Raw genomic sequence first — 21,259 nt, forward strand, 5'->3', positions numbered from 1 at the left:
GATCGCGTGTGTCGCATACTTTGGACTATGGCCCCCGTGCGACCCTGATTTTTTTTCTAGTAATCCATGTTGATGGAGCGAAGGCTGCTCGCTGTCATAGTCAGGGTATGACCGGCAACAAGCTATCCACCTCTAGCAGCGTCAATGATGCATCCGTGGAGTCGCATGGCGTGGGTGACGGTGTAGGAAGTTTGTCAAGCTACAAGCTGGTGCTTTGTGAGTTAGCCAAATTCCGCAATCGCGGGTTCAGCGCAGTACAGTCTGGAGACTAAGTCGTATGACTATTTTCCAGAACCTGAAAAATCAACATGTACTGATAGCACATGAGGATTCCCTCCAACGATCCTGCCTTTGTGAAGTAATTCAGGCCGCCGGGGCGGATGCCTATGCCGTAACCGCTGAAGAATCCGAGAGGTATGGTTTAGCGTTTCTTAAACCCGGATCATGCGTCAGTGCGATGGTGCTGAGCTATACGCTACCGAAAAAAGACGCCGTCGCTCTTATTGACGCAGCTCTTGCCTTCGGCATAAGAATTGTCGTTGTACATCCGGCAAGGACTGAGATCGCGTTCCCATTCTCAGATCATCGCTGCTTGGCTACCCCGTATGAGGGCTTCGAGGTCATTGACGCGCTCATCGACGTCCTCGCCGCAAGCCGTGGTTGTATGCATTGGTCGGCTCACTCATCTCACACGACGAGCCATCCAAAGTTCAGCGCAGACCAACTTCTGCCCAGCCCAGCCGGCTGGATCGCGCGACGAAAGATCCCGCGGTCTTTCCCGGAGTAGTAAATGTAAAAATGCTGGCGATCCGTCACTACCATGAGCATCATAAGTTCTACAAGCGTGTTGGAAGGTGTATCTGGGGCGCCCATACCCGCCACTGAACTTGGGTGTCATAACGTGCGCGACTTGTCTTAGGCGGGTTGGCAACCATCGGTTGCCTGTTCCTGCGATAATTCACTGTGCACGGCAATCAACGATCGCATCAACTGCGGTAGCCACCCTGAGCCAATCCTCGGCGACAGTTTTGTTGGCGGGGACGCGACTGGCCTGATCGATTATGTAAGCTACCGCCCCAGGGCCGTGCTCGGTCAGAATCTGGCTGGCAGTGTACCAGACTTGACGGTCGCTCATGCTTTGATCGGCAGGAGTCACTGCCCCGTATTCCTGCGGCGTCTGATCTTCGAAACCGGGAACCGTTCATAGTGACGGATCTGCGCTATTCTCAGGTACGTACAACGTGCTGCGAAAATCAGAAAAGCGACGAATATTGGACCCATTAAAACTAGCATCTCCGATAACCTGTCCATCCAATCGTTCATTTCTGTTTGTGACCAGCTAGTTGCGACTTGGGCAATCTGCGACGTTTAGGCGCACCGTGCATCGGGTGATGGGCGCGAGGATCAGCCAGGAAGGCTCGGCCGTGGAGGCAAGGGAACCTCTGGACACCTTCCTGTTCTATCAAGAAAGTCGGCTTGCCCCTCCAAGATACTGGCGCAGTAGATTGCCCAATCTCGGTCAGGCAAAGTAGAAGCATGAGAAGCCTTCGCTCGGTACTCCTCTGCTTTTTGCCGGTAACCTACATCGATCATATGAGCGACTCCGCAGCGTTGCTAGAATCTAGATCGATTTAAAACAGCGGTTATTAGCTTGGATTACCCACGTTGATCTTGATTATTACAAATCTAGAGTTTGAATAATTTGCTCCAACGGCAACCTAAACGAGAAAAAAATGCCCATCCGCCGCCCAAGGTCGGCCGGATGGGCAATGATTCCATCACCAAAGGGCGAGGGCACGCCGCAGCTTGAAGCTACCGGACTAAGAATGATGGTCGCCGACAGCGATGAGAGGCTACGAGAGCTGCCGGCGTGAAGCTTGATAACATTCCGGGCCGGCATAGATAATGATCTACGTTTGTACGCTAGAATACCAACCGAAGGGCCTGGTTAGGGGGTGGGGCTATCTCAGCTCGATGGACTTCGAGCAGTGAGCACATGTAATTGAATTTCGTGACCATCGGACCGCAGCAGCTTAAAGTGATCCTCCTCGAGATTTCCCTAACCAAGGTCCGACGGCCAATTGGTTCTAATCAAAAGCAATACTACCTAACGACGTTCTGTGTCGTTCGAGCGGCTGTTTGCTCGCTTTTGTTCAGCGCCGGCACGGAGGCATCGACATTGCAAAAAGGCTGAAGAAGAGAAATATAAACTCCCGCTAACTGCGCCGCTAAACCTCAATCATTGTCGCGAGATCTTAACGGATCCGGGCGCACTTACCGTCAGCCGCCCAAGATGCTGCTTTCCCCTCGCGATAGCCTGAAATTCTATGGTAGTGTAGTCGAATTATGAAGCCCACTTCTACCTTTCAAAACTGAGGAATCGTAATGCAGCGCTCGAAATATCTACCATAATTCACATTAGACGTCGGACGATTCATTGCTTAACCGATGGCACAGCCGCAGTAAAATCGAGCAGCCGCCCGATAAAACCTGTCTCCCGCGAACCGAACCTCGACTAACCGGGCAAATCAGCCGTTTCACTACGAAGAAAGGTTTGGGCAGGATTTCGGCAATTCGGTTAGCAAAGCCCCTAATTGCGGGGCAATATGTCGGGACCGGCCAGCGTCCCTGGCTGAGGATCGATGGCGCGGACGGCGCCATAGAACGTTCGTCAGCGCGTACGATCGCGATGGAGGCGGGCAGGACGCGCGCGGAAGTGTCGCAAAGCGTTCGAACCTGCTGGAGAGCCATCTGATCCGATCAAACTCTCGCTGTTCCAGATCGCGACAAGGGCCGCCCGTCGCGATCTGGTTTTGAGTTCAACTGTTCGAGGCGCTTGTTCGAATAGTGCCGTTCACCCCGTTGGGGAAGAAACCCCCTGCTGAAACAGCAGCGCGGTCCTGATAAACGACGTTTAGCACTTGTGGCGCTGTCCGCCCAAGGACGAGACCGCCGGCATCCGTCGGGACCAAGTTTGCCGTCGTCGCGTTCCCGATATCTTGGTCGGTATCGGTCGCACCATCGAGTGCATCGCGCGCATTGGAAATCTGCGTAATGCGGCTGAAGATGGACGGTATCGTCAAACCGCGCCGCCACAATTCCGAGCGGATCACGCCGTCATGGTAGCATTCGGTTGCCAAGATGCCGGCGCTTGCTTCCAGAAACGTCTTGTTGGTGATCAACCGCGCCGAGCCGCGATAGGCCGTAACCCCGACGTCCGTCAGCAGATAAGAGCCGATCAGGAAATTCTCGTCGTTGAGATACGGATCGAAAATTTCGTTCGGACCGATGACGCCCGCCGCTCGGGCTGCGGCCGTGAAAGCGCCGACCCCCGTCGTACTGCCGATTGCGACGCTCGCACTGCCCGACAGATTGATTGCCGGCTGGGCTTGTGCCGCGCTGCCTAGGGTCGTTCGCAGGAAGCCGATATGGCCCAGCTCGTCGAAGGCGATCTCGCGTGCATATTGTTGCACCACGGTGTCCGTGAAGTTCACCGCGCGAGCAAAGCCGTCACCGCTACCAGTGATCACTGCGGCCTGTGTACCCGTTCCGGTTTGTAGGTTCGCCGCGATGCCTTGGCCCGAAACCGCATAGGAATAATAATTCCCCTCCAGGTATTCGAGCTGCAGCGCGAAATTGAGGACGTCGGTATCGCTGACCGCTGCGGGGGGCGGCGTGGGGGTGGGCGTCGGCGAGGGGGCTGGTTGCGAGATATCCTCGTCGTCATCGCATGCCGCCAACAGAGACAGGCCGCCTGTCATCGCAGCCGCGCCTCCACATAAGCGTATGAAGTTCCGTCTAGCAGCACGCTGATGCTCAGCGCGTTCCATCAGGTCTAGAAATTCGATCTGATCTTTCATCGCCCGCCTCCTCAGTTCGCGCCGGAACGGCGAAGCGCCGCGTTCGGATTGTTCGTACCATTGGGAAAAAAGCCACCGGACGTAACTTGATTGCGTGTCAGGTAGGCGATGTTGTGGACCTGTTCGGCAGTACGACTGAACACGATCCCGTTCGCGTCGGTCGGAACGAAGTTCGACGTCGTGCCAAACTGGGTCTGCACCGCGGAAATGCCCTGATCATCATCGGGCGTTCGCTTCGGGGGTCCGTCGGACGCGGCTGTACCATCGAGAGTATCGCGCGCGTCGGAGATCTTGTCGGCATTGGTGCGAAGGACCGGCGCCGCTACACCGCGGCGGTAGAGAGCGCCTCGGATGATGCCAGCGTGGAACGCCTCCGCCGCCAACAGACCGGCAGCAGCGTCTATAATGTCGGGGTTGCTCAGGAACGGAGAACCGCCTTTGTACGCGGTAACGCCGACATCTTCGAAGATGTAGGCAGCGATCAGGAAATTGTCGTCGCTGGCATAAGGGTCGAACACGCCACCAAACGGCGTAAGGTCGATGCCCGCGGCGGTTGCGGCGGCCGTGAAAACAGCCGGGGACAGGTCAATGGCGGGTTGCGCCACGGCTGCAGTGGAAAGAATCTTCCGCAGCGACCCGACGTGTGCGACTTCATCGCCAGCAATCTCCCGAGCATACTGCATGATGGCGGGGTCGGTAAGGTTTGCCTTACGCGCACCGGTGACCGCTCCCTGGGTCATTGTTCCGGTAAGTTGATCCGCAGCAAGGCCGGTGCCGCTAAACGCGTAACTATAGAACTGCGCCTCGAGATATTCGAGATTGAGTGCGAAATTCAGAATATCTGATTCAGTCGGGGCCGTTTGCGCCGCAGCACGCTCTGAAAGTACGGCCCCTCCGGTCGTCAAAGCTGCGGCGGTCAACGCTATTTTGAAAAACTCTCGTCTGTCGGCCCCGTTCTTTTTTCGTAGGCCGGCCGTAACGATCCTATGCTCGCTTTCTAGCATCACGTTCCTCCCCCCTGGGCCTCATTAGGCACAGTCGCCACGTAGCTGACCAGGGTAAGACTCATACGAACATCCAGAACAAAAGATGCCACAGAGGAACGGCAAACTAATTGACTTGGAGTAAGGTAAAATAGCTTACGAGGTTAATTCAGATGAATTGAAAATAGCGGGTTTGTTTGTTCCGAAGCGTTGCGCGCATTGTCCTCTCTGAGATGTTTCCGTTCCGTTCTTCAGTATGGGTACAGGTGGGATCGTGTATGTATCGGGGAGCCAGGCGTCAGGAATCATCGCGTTGGAACGGATGCAGTGCGGGTTACGCACCGTACACCGCTACAGATCAGTACGTTTCTCACCGGAACGGCAACGAACATGGGCTTGGTCAAGGTCTGGGGCGGAACTCCTGCAGCGGCAAGGCGCTCAGACATCTTACCGCCGGCATAAAGCTGCGGAGCAAGAGGAGCCCAGTCATGTCGACCCCGGAAGATCTGAAGGATGTGTACGTCGATGAGCTGAAGGACCTGTGGTCTGCGAACGACCAGATGCTCAAGGTCCTGAAGAAGATCACGACGCAGGCGAGCGATGCCGACCTCAAGGACATGCTGACCAAGTCGCATGAAGGCATCACGGCGCATACCGCGGTGTTGAAGGAGCTGATCGCCGGACAGGACGAGAAGGTCTCCAAGGAGCACTGCAAGGGCATGGAAGGTCTGGTTGCCGAGGCCACTAAGCATGTCCTCGAGGAAGGCCCCGAGAAGGGCCCCGTTCTCGATGTCATCATCATCGCCCAGTATCAGCGCATGACACATTACGGGATCGCCGGTTTCGGTACCGCAGCTGCCTACGCCAAGGCACTCGGCCTGAAGGACGACAACAAGAAGCTCAGTGACGCTACCAAGGAAATTTACGGTGGTGACGAGTACATGACGAAGCTCGCCGAGACGTCGGTGAACGTAGAGGCAAAGGAAGAGGCCTAAGGCAACTGGGGTAACCTGCGCCCGTAGGTTACCCCAAGCTTTCCGCCTTACTGTCGACGATTGTGACAGGCGGGCGAGGGCGGACCTTCCCTTGACATGCTGTTTTGCAAACACGAGAGCGAAGTATGTCGCATCCGCCTCCTGAGGCCGCTGTCGATTAGGCACAGCAGCGAATTCTCCCGCCGCTCATAAGCTCCGATCAAGACCCTCCATCCATGCAGATGATGTGCGAGACGTGGAAAACGAGATTGAAGCGGTAAGTCTTCTGGGGCGCCAGCGCCAAGCCGCTGGGTGTAAGCTGCGTAGTATATTGGAGCAGATTACGATGGCGGCGTTGGGTTGCGTACCCACCATGCAAGGCCGGCGAAGCCCGCCAGGCTGACTGAATGCAGCAGATAGTGGACGGCGGAGCCGGAGCCCATAGTACCGAGCAGAAATAAATCGCCAGCCGGAATCATCGTCGTCAGCGTAAGCAAAATTGCCAGCGCCCGTCTGTGCCGACCGACCGTCAAACCGGCGATATAGCTCGCAAGCGCCAAATCGCGCAGACCGATCGCCCGGACATAGAGTAACGCCGGCTCCGTCTCCGCACTGAATCCATATACGCGACCACCCGTGGCGGGTGCCAGCATGAACAATGCACCGAGCAGGAAGAACGCTGCTGCGCATACTAGCAGCACCGTCGCCAGTGCCACCGGAAAAGGCTTATCATCGTTCATGATTATCTTGGATTCCGTTCATCCGCGAGGAACTTCGGCCATCGCTCTGCGCTGAAGCGAAGACACTTGCGAGAGCCGTGATCCGAGCAGAGCTAGCACTACGGTGCACCGAACAAGCTAGAAAAGAGGGGCAGAGCGTGGGTCAAACGCAATTGATACTGCCTCTATGTAAATCAGAGATGCCACGGTCTGCTCCGCAGGCAGGAACACAGGAAGGAAGGCCCGATGAACGTACGTGCACGCAACATGCTGATTGCTGGCAGTGCGATTGCGGCCGTTGGCCTTTGGTGGAAGGGACGGTCGGACGATCAGGCGATTCATGATCAAGTTACTTACCCGCCGCTCGACATGCTGAAGTCGGTGGCCGAAGACATCTGGATCATCGATAGCGGTCCGATTAGCGCGATGGGTCTTCAACTTCCGGTCCGCATGACGATCATCCGGCTGGCGAGCGGCGACCTCGTCCTTCATTCTCCGACGAAGTTCTCTACGGCAGTCGCGGAGGCTGTCGGTGCGCTCGGCACGGTACGTCATCTCGTCGCGCCCAACGTGGCACACTGGACGTTCCTGACACAGTGGCAGCACGCTTTCCCGGAAGCGACTATCTGGGCCGCGCCAGGCCTGGGAGAGCGGCCACAGGTCCGCGCCTCCGGTTTGCGCGTAGACGCTGTGTTGGGTGATGAAGCGCCACCGGCCTGGGCGGACGAAATCACGCAGGGCGTGGTAGCCGGTGGGGCAGGCTTCCATGAAAACTGGTTCTTTCACCGAGCCAGCCGTACGCTGTTGCTTGTCGACCTAATCGAGAATCTGGAGCCCGCAAAGTTGCCGCCGCTCGCGAGACTGGTGATGCGAGCTTCCGCTGCGACCAACGGAACAACGGCGCGCTATCTCCGGCCGATCGTTCGGCTCGGCGGACCGAAGGCAAAGCAGGCCATCAGCGAGCTCATAGCCATGGGTCCTGAGCGGGTCATTTTCGCCCGTGGACGCTTCTTCGAGAGGCAGGCTGCTGAGCAGTTGCAGCGCGCGTTTGCGTGGTTAGTCTAGTGCGCCCGCAAGCGGCCGACGCCCCGACATGCAAGTTGCCAGTGGCTCATGTCCAAAAGTGAATGGTCACCTCAAAATATGACTATCAGGGTTGCCGTGGACCACAGTTGACTGGTTAGGATTGCGATGTCTTCGATGCTCGATAACAGCTATGCAGGCCTGCCGGACCGGTTCTTCCGTCGAATCCAGCTCGCGAGTGCCCCCGCGCCCATGCTCTTGAAGCTCAACCGGACGCTGGCGGCTGAACTCCGTTTTGATCCTGACCATCTTGAAGGCGAGGACGGCGCAGCGATCTTCGCGGGCCAGCGAATGCTCGAGGGGGCGGACCCCATTGCGCTTGCCTATGCCGGACATCAGTTCGGCAACTTCGTGCCTCAACTCGGCGACGGCCGTGCCATCCTGCTCGGCGACGTTGTCGATCGGCACGGAAGGCGCCGCGACATCCAGTTGAAGGGGGCGGGGCGCACGCCCTTCTCACGTGGTGGTGATGGCCGCGCGGCCCTTGGTCCCGTCCTGCGCGAGTATCTGGTCAGCGAGGCGATGGCGGCGCTCGGGATCCCGACCACGCGGTCGTTGGCAGCGGTGACGACGGGCGAAACGGTCATGCGCGAAACTGCGCTGCCGGGCGCGATCCTCACGCGTGTCGCCGCCAGCCATGTCCGTGTCGGCACGTTTCAGTTTTTCGCCTCGCGTGATGACGTCGAGGCGCTCCGTCTGCTCGCGGACCATGTCATCAGCCGTCACTATCCCGCCGCTGCAACGGGGGAGCGCCCTTATGTCGCGCTGCTCGACGCGATTATCGCGGCGCAGGCAGATCTCGTCGCACGGTGGCTACTCGTTGGTTTTGTCCACGGGGTCATGAATACCGACAACATGTCCGTTGCCGGAGAGACGATCGATTATGGTCCCTGCGCCTTCATTGACGCCTACGATCCCGCGGCCGTGTTCAGCTCAATCGACCGCAAGGGCCGCTATGCGTATGGTAACCAGCCCAGCGTTGCGCACTGGAACCTGACGCGTTTGGCGGAAGCGATGCTGCCGCTCCTTAGCGAGAACGAGACGGAGGCGGTGGAATTGGCGCAGGCAGCGCTTAACGCTTTTCCAGGCCGGTTCGAGCGAGCTTATCACGGCGAACTGACCCGCAAGCTCGGGCTTTGCGACGTGCGCGAAGGCGATGCGGCGCTCGCCGCTACGATCCTCAACGCGATGGCTGCTAACCAGGTGGATTTCACGCTTTTCTTCCGGGCTTTGGGCGTCGCTGTTGCGGGCGACGATGAGCCGGTGAGGGCGTTGTTCATCGATCCGAGCGCGTTCGATGCCTGGGCAGTCGGCTGGCGTGTGCGGCTGGCCAAGGAACCGCAGGACGCGAGCATCCGCCGTGCTACGATGGAGGCAGTTAATCCGGCCTTCATTCCGCGCAACCACCGCGTTGAGGCGATGATCGTCGCTGCCGTCGAGCGAGGGGATCTCGGCCCGTTCAAGACGCTGCTCGAACTGCTCTCACGCCCCTATGAAGACCAGCCTGACTTCGCGGAGTTCGCTAATCCGCCGGAAGCGCATGAGCGGGTACTAGCGACCTTCTGCGGAACCTAGGAGTCCGCCAACCGGCCTAATCAACCATGCCGATTTAACGCAGCGTGTAAAGATAGGCTTCGCAAAGAGTAACGCTCTGATCGGGCCTGCCGTTGCCCGGCACGACCTGTTGCGGATGGCAGCCCACGGACGAGCAAAGGCGCGGCAGCGGCATGAACGAGCCTGCCGGAGACCCACACGATAAGGTCCGCGAGTTGCTGTTCCTCCGCCGGCGTCAACCCGAACGGAGCCATGGCTCTAGAGCAAGTTACCCGGCTAGCCACTACACTTGTCGTGGCTAGCCGGACGTAGGTCCTGCGCCACCTGTTCCATGTCCTCAATGACCCGATCGCTGCAGCTGTGGTGGCGCGACGCGCTCGCCGTGTCCTCGGCGACACGCAGGACGCGGAAACCGATCGCTCGAGTTGATTGATGCTGGTCGACTTATAGTTTGCAATGAACACACGTGCGCATCGTCAGGAAACTTATTCATCTAAATCAAGTCGCAAGCATTTGCGGGATACAGGACATGTATCGGCCGTTCACCGCTCTACGGCGCAGGAGAGTGAAGATGCTGAAACTTATATTCATACCGGCAGCAATTGCGTCCCTCGGGATATCGACTGGTGCGATATCGCGGTCCAGCGGATCGACAAGTGCCGCAACACCCGCAGGCTCAAAAAGCAAGCCAACCGTAGCGCGGAAGACGCCGCAAAGCCGGGCCTCCTCAACGAAGGCCAGAGCACAAGCAAAACGCTCGCCCAATGCAGCTAAATCAAAGCTTCCGGACACTGACCCTCAGTCGATCGCAAACTCGGGCCGTAACTAGATGAGCGGCGAGTAATGATAGTTGCCCGAAACGATAATAAGGAACGCTTGCCGACTCCGGCGGTTGCGTACCGTCTTGGTTGCAAGAGCCCGTATCGATCAGAACGAGACCGTGTTCGTCTCGATCAATAGACAGTGGCAAACCAGATGCGCTCAGAGGCCGCGGCTGTAGCCGTCGAACAGGCTTCAACCTATCAGCGACACGTGCCCCAATTCAAATGACGTATCGTCACTGAGATCGGCCATTGACCTATAAAAAACGTGTTCACGATACAGGCAAGTAGTGACTGAGCGTTGGCGCAGCAAGCCGAACGTCAGGTATATACATACATTCCAAGATGCCCAACGCGCGGTAACGGTGTACGTCGCCTGATGTTGATATGAACTAGTAAGAAAATATCTCCAGTAGGAATGCGATCTCCCTGTATGCGTAGGATGAGGACTTATTAATTCATATCAATTCATGAAATATTTGGGATCGAACCGAAATGGAGCGCGTTGCTGGGTAATCGTCATCGACGATATTTATCACATCGGAGCGAAACATGTATTATCATGACAAGAGGCTACAGTACCCGGTCCAGGTGACGAACCCCGATCCTGCCTTTGCTCGGATGTTGCAGCAGGCGATTGGCGGCGTCGAAGGCGAGATACGCGTCTGCATGCAGTATTTCTTCCAGGCCTGGGGCAACCGCGCGCCGACAACGAAATATCGTGACATGCTGCTGCACACGGCGACCGAGGAAATCGGCCATATCGAAATGCTGGCGACCGCCGTCGCGCTGAACCTCGACAAGGCGCCGACGCATCTACAGGAAGAGGGCGTCAAGGACAGTATCGTTGGCGCTGTCATGGGCGGTGAAAATCTCCGCCAGAGCATCGAAGGCATCATCCACAAGAACCTGTTGTCGGGCGGTATGGCAGCGATGCCGATGGACTCCGATGGCGTGCCGTTCAACATGAGTCACATATACGCGAGCGGGAACGTCGCGGCCGATATGTACTGCAACGTTGCCGCAGAAAGCACGGGTCGCGTTCTTGCGGTACGGCTCTTCAACGCGACCCACGACGAGGGCATGAAGAAGATGCTCCATTACATGATCGCGCGCGACACGATGCACCAGCAACAGTGGCTCGCCGTTATCGAGGAACTGGGGGCCGAGGCCATGAACTTGCCGATCCCCAACAGCTTCCCGCAGGACATGGAAGATCAGCAGAACAACTACAACTTCTATGCGACGTCGGTCGACGGGACGTTCCCGGAGGGCCGCTGGACGTCGGGTCCCTCGATGGACGGCAAGGGCGAGTTCACCGTGTTCCGCAACGAACCGCTCGGTGAAGAACCGGTGATGGGGCCGGCCCGCCCCGATAGCGGCGCCCAGAACCAGCAGATCGGCTGATCACGACTTTGCGGGGCGGGCATCTGCGCGCCTCGCATCGGTCTCGTCCTATTTAGCAGTATCGGAGAAGCGACTTGGCACTTGAAAGCATCGTGAACGCCGCGAAATCTGCCGTTCTTGACGTCGTCTCACCGCAATCGAGTGACCCGGTCTCCGACCGCAACGACGTTCTGCAGGATCTGCATCTGGCCGAGAAGGCATGGGCGACCGACGGTGTTCGCTCAGGCACATGGTTTGTCCGTGACGGCGAGCATGTAGCCTTTACGCCCACCACGCGAAACGGGGCCACGTTGACCATCGGCGGTCAGACGACGAACTTTATCCCTGCCGACCGCTTCGCTGATTACCTGGTAAACATGCGGTCGGCGATTGAAGCAGGCGAATTCGACCGCGAGATCGCAGGGGCACTGCACGGTTCGGCGAATGTCGGCGGGACTGCCGAAGTTGCCATCCCTGCTGCAAGAGAAGGTCGTCCTCAAGACGTCCGCAAAGCACAGCAGGATGCCGCCCTTGTTCGAGAGGGTCGCAACCCTGACGGATCGTTAGCTGCCGTTGTTGGCAACGGTGCGTAGCAGCCACTGCGGACTGACCTATCGAAAACAAATCCCAAAAGAAACTATCAGGAGAGAACCAATGAACATCAGACACATCGCTATGTTGCTCGCAGCGACGGTCGGCACAGCATCGCTAGCACAGACGCCGCCACCACCACCGCCGCCCGAGGCAAAAACAGCTGCGACGCCCTATGTCATGGCTGCCGGAGTGAGCGATCTGTACGAGATCAACTCGAGCCAGGTCGCGCTGCAGAAGTCACAGACGCCTGCGATCCGCAAGTTTGCGACCATGCTGATCAAGCACCATCAGAAGACAACAGCCGCAACCGTCAAGGCGGCGACCAAGGCAGGTTTGACCCCGACGCCGCCTGTGCTTGATGCCGGCGCGACAGCATCGATCAATGAACTGCAGACCGCATCAGCAGCGGATTTCGACCGCCTCTACATCGGTCAGCAGATCCCGGCGCACCAGGCTGCACTGGACCTTCACCAGAGCTATTCGACCGGCGGAGATCAGGCGCCACTGCGCATGTCGGCCAAGGCGGCAGTACCCATTGTGAAACAGCATCTTGATGCTGCGATGAAGATGCAAGCGGGTAAGCCGATGGCGAACATGTCGGGTATGTAAAACGACGGAGCGCCGTTATCGGCGCTCCGTTTCTATCGATGTCCCTAAATACCCAATTTGGTGTGACGTTCTGGAGTAACACAATGTCAGCAGACCCCTTATCGCCTCCAGAAACCGACGGGGATCCAGCGTTTCGCGGGAACGATGACGGTACCGTCGGTCATTACTCGGGCGAAGAGTATGACAGCTATGAGAAGGATCAGCCGCGCAACGTCGAGGTCGGCGTAAGTCGGGACAATCGGGAAGCGAATGTCGCAGCGCCGAACAAGGCGCCGGGCGAAGACATTCCGCCTGACGTTGGTAGGCGCGCCTATATCGATGAGAAGACGGGTGAGGTGCATGGTAGCGGCGCCGGAGCGGGCGGAGGAAACGCTACCGAGGACTATGATGCCGACACGCCTGGCGGAGGTGGCGGGGTCCGCCAGACTCAGCAGTCTAAGTAACCAGACGTAAGTTCTTTTTAATTGGGTAGGACAAAGGGCTCGGACGGCACGGATGCAGGTCAGCAAGTTCTTTGATCAGCATTCGTTCAGCACTCAATGTCTAGGAAAGCTTATGATTAAACTAATTCTCGCAGCGGTGACTCTCGCTAGTCCCGCTATCGCAGCGCGTCGCGATGCTCCTGACGTACAGTTGCAGAAGATGCTTGCCGGGCGCGTTGCGGGTAAACCCGTCAACTGCATCAGCCTGTCGGGCTCGAACTCATCTCAAATCATAGACGGCAAAGCCATCGTTTACCGGGTTGGGAGCCGGCTCTACGTCAACGAACCCCGATCCGGCGCGCAGTCACTGCAGCGCGATGACATACTCGTCACGCGTACCATCGGGTCGCAGCTCTGCAGCATCGACACGGTTCGGCTGATTGATCGTGGCTCGCGTTTTCCGCGCGGCTTTGTCTCACTTGGCCAGTTCGTGCCGTACAGCAAAATCAAAGCCCGCTGAGTTAGTGAACGCCAGCCTATTGCGGAAGTAGGCGAGGGAACTCGGCGGGAATTTCTCGTGCAAGGAAGCCGATCGGCCCACTTGTAGTTGCGACGCGTCGTCCGCTTTGTCCGTGCAGCCAGACACCCCAACCGGCTGCGATGATCGGGGACGCGCCGCGGGACAACAAGCCCCCGATCGCGCCGGCCAGGACATCTCCCGATCCGCCCGTCGCAAGTCCGGTTCCTCCACCACCATAATGCAGTGTCGTTCCGTCGGGGGCAGCGATAACGGTATCGCTGCCCTTGAGGACCACGACGGCGCCGTATTGTGCGGCGACGTCCCGCGCGATCTTTTCCGGGGACTGTGCGATCGCGTCTTCGTCGATACCCGTCAGCATTGCCATTTCACCGTGATGGGGTGTGAAAACCATGCGACCGTCGAACGCCGCAAGCGTTTCGCGCAGATCCCGTGCCGATCCGATAGCCAAGGCGTCGACGACCATCGTTACCTTGTCGCAGGGCTGCATCAGGATGAGCTGCAAGAGAGCCTTGGCAGCGTCGGTGGACCCCATACCTGGTCCGATGATCAGCGTATCGCAGCCGTTCAGCGACTTTTCGAGCAGGGGACCCGCTGCGCCGTCTATCTCTCCGTCGGAGTCTTGCGGCAGTGCGAGAACACCGGCCTCCGGAACTAGCAGGCCGAGGCCGAGGCCGATCGCCGCGGATTCGATCGTGGCCATCTGGAGCTTGCCCGCGCCGACCCGAAGCGCTGCCTCGCCCGTCAGGCGAAGCGCGCCCGGCACCATGGCCGAACCACCTATCGCCAACACGCGGCCGCGGCTGTTCTTCGTGGTTCCGAGGCCATGAACGGGAGGCGGGTTGGCAGCGATCCAGCTGCTGTCGAGGGGAATGGTATCGGTCATCCTCGTACTCCGGTGGTACGGTCCGGCTCGGCAGTGACCGGGGCGGACCCTTGGTGGTCGACGACGTCGTTGTAGCGAATGAGCGTGAGCGCGCCGTCCTGCGGGCCGTCGGGATCGAAGCGATATTCGGTGACCGAGCAGTTCGCGACGTCGCCTTGCTGATCGATCGCCAGGATCTCGTCCTCGGTCAGGTTCTCGATGACATAGCGCAGGCAGAGGACGACCACCTGATGCGCGACGATCATCACGCGGCGACCGGCGTAGTGCAATGCGATCGTATCCATCAGTGATCGCAGGCGGAAGATCACGTCGCACCAGCTCTCCCCGCCGGGCGGCTGGTGATAGAATTTGCCGAGGATGCGTCGGAACTCGGCCTGGTCCGGATATGCCGACGCGACACCGCTGGTGGTCAACCCGTCCAGGATGCCGAACTCCTTTTCGCGGAGGCGTTCGTCGATCACGATCGGCTCGTCGCCGGCCGCACCGCCCTGTTCACGGAAGAGGTTTAGGGTCTGGCGCGCGCGGACATAGGGCGAGACGAGCAGGATGTCGCGGCGGTCGTCGGGATCCGCGCGGGCGAACCATGCGCCGAGCGCGCGGGCCTGCTCCTCGCCCAGCGGGGACAGTGGAATGTCGACGTCGCGGTGCGATAGGTCGATCCGTTCGACTCCGGCCGCATGCGCGGCGTCGCGCGCCACGTTCCCAGCACTTTCTCCGTGACGGACAATCCAGAGACGAGACGGCCAGCGTGCAGATGGCATACAGCTTAATCCAAGGTGTTGCTTTGCCCGGTTGAACTCCGGTCGACCGACGATGGCTCCATGATTTGCAGATCCTGCATAGCGATCGCTGCATCCATTGAACGGTGCACTGACAGGGAACTTCACGACGCTTCTCACGTAATTTGATCAATAAGTATGTCGCATGACGAAAAGAGGGGACGATGGCTGAGACGGCAACCGTTGCCTATCATCGCGAGCGGGCGGAGCAAGAACGGAGGCGGGCGAACCAAGCGATCGATGACCGCAGCAAAAATGCTCATATTGAACTTGCGTTAGCGCATGGACGAGCGGCCATCCTGGGCGGGCATCGTCTCCGCGTCGCGCACGATCGGTAATGAGGGTCTGCGCGGTTACGGGAAGCAACAGATTCATGCCGAACCGACTACGCCGTCTCCTTTGCGCAGAATGTCGCCGGACGACCAGCAGTGCGTACAGCACACCTAACCGGCCTCGGCAAAGCTGGCATGGTGTCTTCCTTCATTGTCACCGGCTGGCTTATTCTCCTCCGACGCCGTGATCAGGCTATTATGGGGGGAGGGCTGCCTGCCACTGGGAGACGGCTAAGTTGGCTATCGGGATGAGCCATGAGCTCTCGCGCGACCGAGCTATCTGGTTGAGTTTCGCCCCGAACAGACTTCCAATTCGTCCGCAACTCCCGCCGCTAAACAGCCATCACAGAGTTGGCCCAGACACTTGGCGCGGCCGCTCTATTTTCTTTTGGAAAAGGAATTTTGTTCCGGAACTCGTCGCTAAATACACCGTCCACCCGGATGCTGAATGACAATCCGCCGCTGCCGTCCGCGCCGTGAAATTGGTTGACCGTATCGAACCATGCCGCATGACCGGCAACATAGGCACGCTCCCCTGTCTCGGGATTGAGCATGTAGAACGGCTTGCTCAGGTTGCTCCGGAACCAGATGAACTCATGGCACAAGTCGGTGCTGTCATGATCCTTGTGCGCCGACACCGCTCGTCCGATTGGGTCGTACATGATCAGCATGCGGCCCGTGGCCGCGAATGGCAGGGTTGCAATAAAATCCATCAGCGGGGCGAACTCTGCCGCCTCGGCCGACGGCTCCCAAATCTCGGTGCGGTCCAGGTCATAGTAGTTTTCAGGCTCACGCGAACGCGCCAGTTCGATCATACGCGAGCCTGGTAGATCAGGCGTATTGGCGTCGAACAGGAACGGACCTGTATAGAATTGTCGGTCTCCCGCCGAAGCCAGGCGTTGGCGCAGTCGCTCGGTGATGATCCCGTCGAGCGACTTGAGACGCTCGACATCAATGAATGGGTCGATGTTCATGTAACTCGGGTAGCGGGCGCTGATCATGTCGACGCTCTACGGCGAATAAATTCGCGTTGCCATTATTTATTTCTCGCAACTGATTTAGATTAAACGCCTTTTTTAATTCTTTAAATAATAAGCCACTGCATCGCATGGCAAGCAGGCACCTTGCCTCGTCGAAGCCAGGCTACAGCGTCGACGGTCTTATTCTGGAAGTTGAATGAAAATCTATGTGAGCGGGCTCTACGCTGGCGGAAACCCGCAGCCAGGCGTCGGCATCGTCAGATCTCTTCGGCAGGGCTATCCTGATGCCACCATCGTTGGGGTCGAGTATTCGAACCGCGTGTCAGGTATCCATTTCGACGAGCTCGACGAGCTGTGGATCCAGCGGCCATGGGGCGAGCTCGACCTCGACGCCTATGGCGACAAGGTATGCGAGGCGCTCGACGCTGGAGGCTTGTGGATCTCGGGCAGCGACCTTGAAGCCATGTGGCTGGCGAGCGTGTTCCCCGATGGTCACCCCAACCTGCTGGCTCCGCCGATGTCCGGGATCAAGCGCATCACCAAGCCGGTCGTGGAGGCTGCGTCCAGCCTGCCGATCAAGATCCCGACATATCTATCGACCGAACATAGCGACTGGGATCTCCACGCCTTCTGTCGCGAGCACAACTGGCGCGTGTGGCTGAAGGGACCGTATTATGACGCCTCGCGTACGCCGACCTGGGACACGTTCACCGCCGTCCGCAACGCGCTGAGCAAGGTCTGGTCGACTGAGAAGCTGTTCCTGCAGGCGCATGTCAGCGGCTATGAGGAGTCGGTCATGCTGTCCGCTTACCGGGGCGAGCTGCTCGGCGCTGTAAGCATGCGCAAGCGTGACATCACGCCCGAGGGCAAGACTTGGGCCGGTGACGTCTCCGAAGTACCGCTCGCGTTCATGGAACCGCTGCGACAGATGGTGCGCGACACTAACTGGACTGGCGGCGGTGAGCTCGAGATGGTGCGCGACGGGTCCGACCAGCTGTGGCTGATCGAGATGAACCCGCGCTTCCCGGCTTGGGTCCACGGTTCGACGATTGCCGGGCACAACCTGCCCGCGCTGCTGGTGCAGGCCGCCAGTGGCGTAGTAGCGAAAACGGTGCCTGCCGAGGCATCTGAGTTCACGCGCATCGTTCTCGAAGTGCCGGTTCGCCCCGACTATCCATTGCCGCCGCTCCCGGAACCCTTCGCGGGTGCCGTCGGTCACTCGATGAAGCACCCGTCGGGACTGACCGCACTTGCCGCTCGGCTGCATAAGATCGATCCCGATATGCTCGACGTTGCGATGGCACCTGATGGCACGGAGCCACCTAACGGGCTCGCCGAGCTTCCGGATACCTTCGTCGCGGACATTGGCCGCCAGGACTTCGATGCGATGCAAACGCCTCAGTACATCTACATGGAGTCGACCGCTGAAAGCCTGTTCAAGCGCGCCGATGACCGCGCGCACCGCCTGAGCACCAACGACGTCGAGGTGATCAGCGGCTATTCGATCAAGACCAACCCCGACAAACGCCTCATCAAGCTCGCCCTCGACCACGGCTTCTACGCCGAGGCGATCAGCCTGGGCGAAGTGCAGTCGGCGCTCGAAGTCGGCTTCCGGCCCGATCAGGTTATCCTCAACGGCCCCGGCAAATGGTGGCCCGAGGGGCTGATGCCACGCGAGACGATGCACGCGGTGTTCTGCGACAGCATCGCAGACCTCGATCGCGTCGTCGCTGCGGTTGCAGCAGGCGAGATGTCGGCTAAGCACATCGGCATTCGCATTCGCACGCCGAATATCACCTCTCGCTTCGGCATTCCGCTGGACAGCCCGACTACGTTCGCCAAGCTAATCGCAGCGGTAAAACGCCTGCCAACCGACAGCGCGTTTGGGGTCCACTTCCACATGGCGAGCAGCCACGTCGGCGTCGCGCAGTGGTGGCATCTGTTCGAATCGATGCTGCGCTGGTGCCAGTCGATCGAGAAGCTCAGCGGTCGCACCATCGAGATGCTAGACATGGGCGGCGGCTGGTATCCTGACGACTGGCATGAGGATCAGATCTCAAAGATCGCGCGTGCGGTCGAACGAGTCCGCACCATGCTGCCCGCCGTCCGCCAGATTGCATCCGAGCCCGGCAAGGCGATGGCGCAGCCGTCGATGGCGCTGGCGATGCGGATTCTGGAAATCCAGGAGCATGAGGATGATTATGTCGAGGCCGTGGTCGATGCGTCGATCGCCGAGATCCCGATGCACTTCTGGCAGCCGCACCGCATGGTCCGCAAATGCAGCGAAACCGGTGAGTTGCAGCCGATCGGGCGCGGCAAGACCCATCTTATGGGCCGTCTGTGCATGGAGCACGACATCATCGCGTCCAACGTCCAGCTTCCTGAAGGGACCCGCGCCGGCGACCTTCTGATATTTTGCGATGCCGGCGGTTATGACAGGAGCATGTCCTATGTATTTGGCCGAGGATAAGGCGAAGGCCTCGACAGTTCAGCCCGCGGATGGTCATTGCGCGGACACGGTCGATCTGATGACGGCGGCGACCGCGCCTGGCGGCAAGTGGCAGACCTTCCCCAATAGCCATATCTCACATCATGGCGCGGCATGCTGCGACATTGCGCACGAATGGCTGATTGCCTTTGACTATGCGCAGTTGAACGGCGGCGATGTGCTGACCGGCCCGCGGTGGATGCGCGAGCATTCAAAGTGGGGTCCGACGGCCTGGCCGATCCACTGGTGCGAGGCCGTCGATGCTGACGTTGTCGATTGCGGCGTCCACGCCGCGATCGCGCAGGAGGCGTTCGTGGCTCGCGGCGTGCCGGCGTTCCGCGCACAGTTCATCCAGCGCTACAGCGCCGATGCCACTGCTTCTTGGCGCGAGAATTGGGACAAGGAGAGCGTGTCCGACCACTGGATCGATGGTGACGCCATCTACCATGAGGGTAACGCCGTGCTGGTCGGCACGGACGAGGTGAAGCTGTGGGACGGCTCCGCTGGCTGGTGGATCAACCCGCGCGGCGAGATGGGCTATGGGAGCCTTGCTGCAGTCCGGATCGAAGCCGATCTTGAGGGCTTCGAGGATGGGCTGCGCTGGGGCGAGCGCCGGATCAAGCTGAACCAGTGGGTCGCAGTGTGAACGACGAGCTTCGGCTCGTCGTTCCCGACGCGCCGAGCGACGCGGATCGGGACGCGATCCTCGCGGGGCTGATCGCGTTCAACCGTACGCACGTGGAGCCCGGTCCAACGGGACCACTCGCCGTCCTGCTCAAGGATGAAGACGGCAGTACTGTCGGGGGCCTGTGGGGATCGGCTCTTTTCGAATGGCTGCGGATTGAGCTGCTGTTCGTGCCCGAACGTTGGCGCGGGAGCGCAGTCGGCTCCGCCATCCTGCGAGAGGCGGAAGCACTTGCGGCAAGCCGCGGTTGCATCGGCGCGTCGCTCGACACTTACAGCTTCCAGGCACGCGGCTTTTACGAGAAGCGAGGCTATAGCCTCGTCGGCACAATCGGCGACTGCCCTCCGGGCGGCGCCCGCCACTTCCTGCAGAAACGTTTTGATCAGGCGGCGTGAAACCGGTCGGGAGCAGTAATCGAGAAAAGGCGCTGAACAATAGGTATAGGGGATAAGTATGGTCATGCACCACACTGAAGCGGCATTGTCCCACGATACAGAAGGCTGCGCCGAGCCGTTTCTGATCCGTCCGGCTGCAGGTTCCGAGGCGCAGGCGCCGGTTGGCATCGCGACGGCGCAGCGCGACGCCTTGTCCGCACAGTTGCTGGTATCGGGCGCCCTGCTCTTCCGCGGCTTCGAACTTCGTACAACGGAGGAGTTTGGACGCTTGGTAGACGCGTTTTCAGGCGGTTCACCCCGGTTCGGCTATGCGGGCGGAGCCTCGCCACGTCGGGCGCTCGAAGGTGGGGGAGAGAACGTCTACAACTCGACCGACTATTCCCCCGCGATCGAGCTCTCGTTGCACAATGAGCTGAGCTATACTGACGTATACCCCAGCCTTCTGTTCTTTTTCTGCCTGGTTGCGCCAGGACAGGGCGGGGCAACCACCTTGGGCGATAGCCGTCGTATCCTTTCCCGTATCGACGAATCCGTGCTTCAAGCCTTTCGCACGCACGGTGTGCGGTACGTCCGTAACCTTTCGCCAGACGTAGGCTCGGGCTATTCCTGGCAGGACGCTTTTGAAACAGATGATCCTGCGGAGGCGGAGGCTGCATGCCGCCATATCGGGGCAAACTTCGAATGGCGGGAGGGCTTTCTGCAGGTGAGCCAAGTGCGACCGGCAACCGCTTTCCACCCCGTTACGGGTGAGGAGGTGTGGTTCAACCAGGCCGATGGTTTCCACCCGAGTGCGCTCGATAAGGACACTTACGCATCGCTGCTTGCCTACCACGGCAACGAAGATGCATTCCGGTTGACAGTGTCTTTCGGAGACGGAACGCCGATCAGGCGCGACATGCTCGACGAGGTGCGGGCCGCGATCGCGGCGGAACGGTGCGAGCACCAGTGGCAGGCAGGGGACGTGCTTGTTCTCGACAATTTACTGATGGCCCATGGGAGAGCTCCGTTCACCGGCAGCCGGAAGATCGCCTTGGCGATGATCTAGGGTCAGACTCATTGGTCATAGCCAGAAGATGACGGTGGCCGCGAGCGCGACGGCAGAGCAGAAGACGGTTGGGCAGCGGTCGTAGCGATTGGCGACGCGGCGCCAATCCTTCAGGCGGACGAACAT

At 59.3% G+C, this 21,259-nt stretch carries 20 protein-coding genes and 1 pseudogene; 14 read left to right on the forward strand and 7 right to left on the reverse strand.

The window, feature by feature from the left end; all coding sequences use genetic code 11:
• The first annotated feature begins 277 nt into the window (after positions 1–277).
• Complete coding sequence (locus QFZ54_RS20040) at positions 278–787, forward strand: hypothetical protein (protein WP_307090462.1); 510 nt, start codon at positions 278–280, stop codon at positions 785–787.
• A gap of 2,032 nt (positions 788–2,819) precedes the next feature.
• On the opposite strand, the gene QFZ54_RS20045 is transcribed toward QFZ54_RS20040, so the two are convergent.
• On the reverse strand, positions 2,820–3,860 hold the full coding sequence (locus QFZ54_RS20045; protein WP_307090464.1) for a ferritin-like domain-containing protein: 1,041 nt from the start codon (positions 3,858–3,860) through the stop codon (positions 2,820–2,822).
• 11 nt (positions 3,861–3,871) lie between these two features.
• Entirely contained in the window at positions 3,872–4,864 is a 993-nt protein-coding gene (locus tag QFZ54_RS20050) for a ferritin-like domain-containing protein (protein WP_307090466.1), read from the reverse strand.
• A 467-nt stretch (positions 4,865–5,331) separates the two neighbouring features.
• Between QFZ54_RS20050 and QFZ54_RS20055 the strand changes: the two genes are divergently transcribed.
• The gene (locus tag QFZ54_RS20055) at positions 5,332–5,838 is read left to right on the forward strand and encodes a YciE/YciF ferroxidase family protein (RefSeq protein WP_307090467.1); all 507 of its coding nucleotides are present in this window, start codon (positions 5,332–5,334) and stop codon (positions 5,836–5,838) included.
• Positions 5,839–6,158: 320 nt separating this feature from the next.
• Here QFZ54_RS20055 and QFZ54_RS20060 read toward each other — a convergent pair whose 3' ends face one another.
• On the reverse strand, positions 6,159–6,557 hold the full coding sequence (locus tag QFZ54_RS20060; protein ID WP_307090470.1) for a DUF4267 domain-containing protein: 399 nt from the start codon (positions 6,555–6,557) through the stop codon (positions 6,159–6,161).
• 225 nt (positions 6,558–6,782) lie between these two features.
• Between QFZ54_RS20060 and QFZ54_RS20065 the strand changes: the two genes are divergently transcribed.
• From QFZ54_RS20065 to QFZ54_RS20100, 8 genes are all read left to right on the forward strand, one after another.
• Positions 6,783–7,601, forward strand: coding sequence for a DUF4336 domain-containing protein (locus QFZ54_RS20065; RefSeq protein WP_307090471.1), 819 nt, complete (start codon positions 6,783–6,785; stop codon positions 7,599–7,601).
• Positions 7,602–7,727: 126 nt separating this feature from the next.
• A complete protein-coding gene (locus tag QFZ54_RS20070; RefSeq protein WP_307090474.1) occupies positions 7,728–9,194 on the forward strand; it encodes a protein adenylyltransferase SelO in 1,467 nt (488 codons plus the stop codon).
• A 435-nt stretch (positions 9,195–9,629) separates the two neighbouring features.
• Positions 9,630–9,947, forward strand: coding sequence for a hypothetical protein (locus QFZ54_RS20075; protein WP_307090477.1), 318 nt, complete (start codon positions 9,630–9,632; stop codon positions 9,945–9,947).
• 599 nt (positions 9,948–10,546) lie between these two features.
• A complete protein-coding gene (locus QFZ54_RS20080) occupies positions 10,547–11,401 on the forward strand; it encodes a manganese catalase family protein (protein ID WP_307090478.1) in 855 nt (284 codons plus the stop codon).
• Between the two features lie 74 nt (positions 11,402–11,475).
• Positions 11,476–11,973, forward strand: coding sequence for a hypothetical protein (locus tag QFZ54_RS20085; RefSeq protein WP_307090480.1), 498 nt, complete (start codon positions 11,476–11,478; stop codon positions 11,971–11,973).
• A gap of 61 nt (positions 11,974–12,034) precedes the next feature.
• Positions 12,035–12,583 carry a DUF4142 domain-containing protein gene (locus QFZ54_RS20090; RefSeq protein ID WP_307090482.1) on the forward strand — a complete coding sequence of 183 codons (549 nt, stop codon included), beginning with the start codon at positions 12,035–12,037 and terminating at the stop codon, positions 12,581–12,583.
• 83 nt (positions 12,584–12,666) lie between these two features.
• Positions 12,667–13,026: a hypothetical protein gene (locus QFZ54_RS20095; RefSeq protein ID WP_307090484.1), complete on the forward strand. Its 360-nt coding sequence runs from the start codon at positions 12,667–12,669 to the stop codon at positions 13,024–13,026.
• 52 nt (positions 13,027–13,078) lie between these two features.
• Complete coding sequence (locus tag QFZ54_RS20100) at positions 13,079–13,525, forward strand: hypothetical protein (protein ID WP_373458651.1); 447 nt, start codon at positions 13,079–13,081, stop codon at positions 13,523–13,525.
• Between the two features lie 16 nt (positions 13,526–13,541).
• Here the strand turns inward: QFZ54_RS20100 and QFZ54_RS20105 are convergent, their stop codons facing one another.
• The 3 genes from QFZ54_RS20105 to QFZ54_RS20115 form a co-directional block, all read right to left on the reverse strand.
• The gene (locus tag QFZ54_RS20105) at positions 13,542–14,429 is read right to left on the reverse strand and encodes an NAD(P)H-hydrate dehydratase (RefSeq protein WP_307090486.1); all 888 of its coding nucleotides are present in this window, start codon (positions 14,427–14,429) and stop codon (positions 13,542–13,544) included.
• Entirely contained in the window at positions 14,426–15,190 is a 765-nt protein-coding gene (locus QFZ54_RS20110) for a histidine phosphatase family protein (protein WP_307090488.1), read from the reverse strand. Before QFZ54_RS20110 ends, QFZ54_RS20105 begins: the two co-directional genes overlap by 4 nt.
• Positions 15,191–15,872: 682 nt before the next feature.
• The gene (locus QFZ54_RS20115) at positions 15,873–16,541 is read right to left on the reverse strand and encodes a hypothetical protein (protein ID WP_307090489.1); all 669 of its coding nucleotides are present in this window, start codon (positions 16,539–16,541) and stop codon (positions 15,873–15,875) included.
• 175 nt (positions 16,542–16,716) lie between these two features.
• Between QFZ54_RS20115 and QFZ54_RS20120 the strand changes: the two genes are divergently transcribed.
• From QFZ54_RS20120 to QFZ54_RS20135, 4 genes are read left to right on the forward strand one after another with little or no spacing between them, the layout of a single operon-like run.
• Positions 16,717–18,990 carry an ATP-grasp domain-containing protein gene (locus QFZ54_RS20120; protein WP_307090492.1) on the forward strand — a complete coding sequence of 758 codons (2,274 nt, stop codon included), beginning with the start codon at positions 16,717–16,719 and terminating at the stop codon, positions 18,988–18,990.
• A complete protein-coding gene (locus QFZ54_RS20125; protein WP_307090494.1) occupies positions 18,971–19,654 on the forward strand; it encodes a hypothetical protein in 684 nt (227 codons plus the stop codon). The genes QFZ54_RS20120 and QFZ54_RS20125 overlap by 20 nt, the downstream gene beginning before the upstream one ends.
• A complete protein-coding gene (locus tag QFZ54_RS20130) occupies positions 19,651–20,088 on the forward strand; it encodes a GNAT family N-acetyltransferase (protein WP_307090496.1) in 438 nt (145 codons plus the stop codon). Before QFZ54_RS20125 ends, QFZ54_RS20130 begins: the two co-directional genes overlap by 4 nt.
• Positions 20,089–20,146: 58 nt before the next feature.
• Positions 20,147–21,133: a TauD/TfdA family dioxygenase gene (locus QFZ54_RS20135; protein ID WP_307090498.1), complete on the forward strand. Its 987-nt coding sequence runs from the start codon at positions 20,147–20,149 to the stop codon at positions 21,131–21,133.
• Positions 21,134–21,148: 15 nt separating this feature from the next.
• Here QFZ54_RS20135 and QFZ54_RS20140 read toward each other — a convergent pair.
• Positions 21,149–21,259 (reverse strand): annotated as a pseudogene (locus QFZ54_RS20140) (IS5 family transposase); the annotation flags it as partial.

Source organism: Sphingomonas faeni (assembly GCF_030817315.1).
GTDB classification, from domain to species: domain Bacteria; phylum Pseudomonadota; class Alphaproteobacteria; order Sphingomonadales; family Sphingomonadaceae; genus Sphingomonas; species Sphingomonas faeni_C.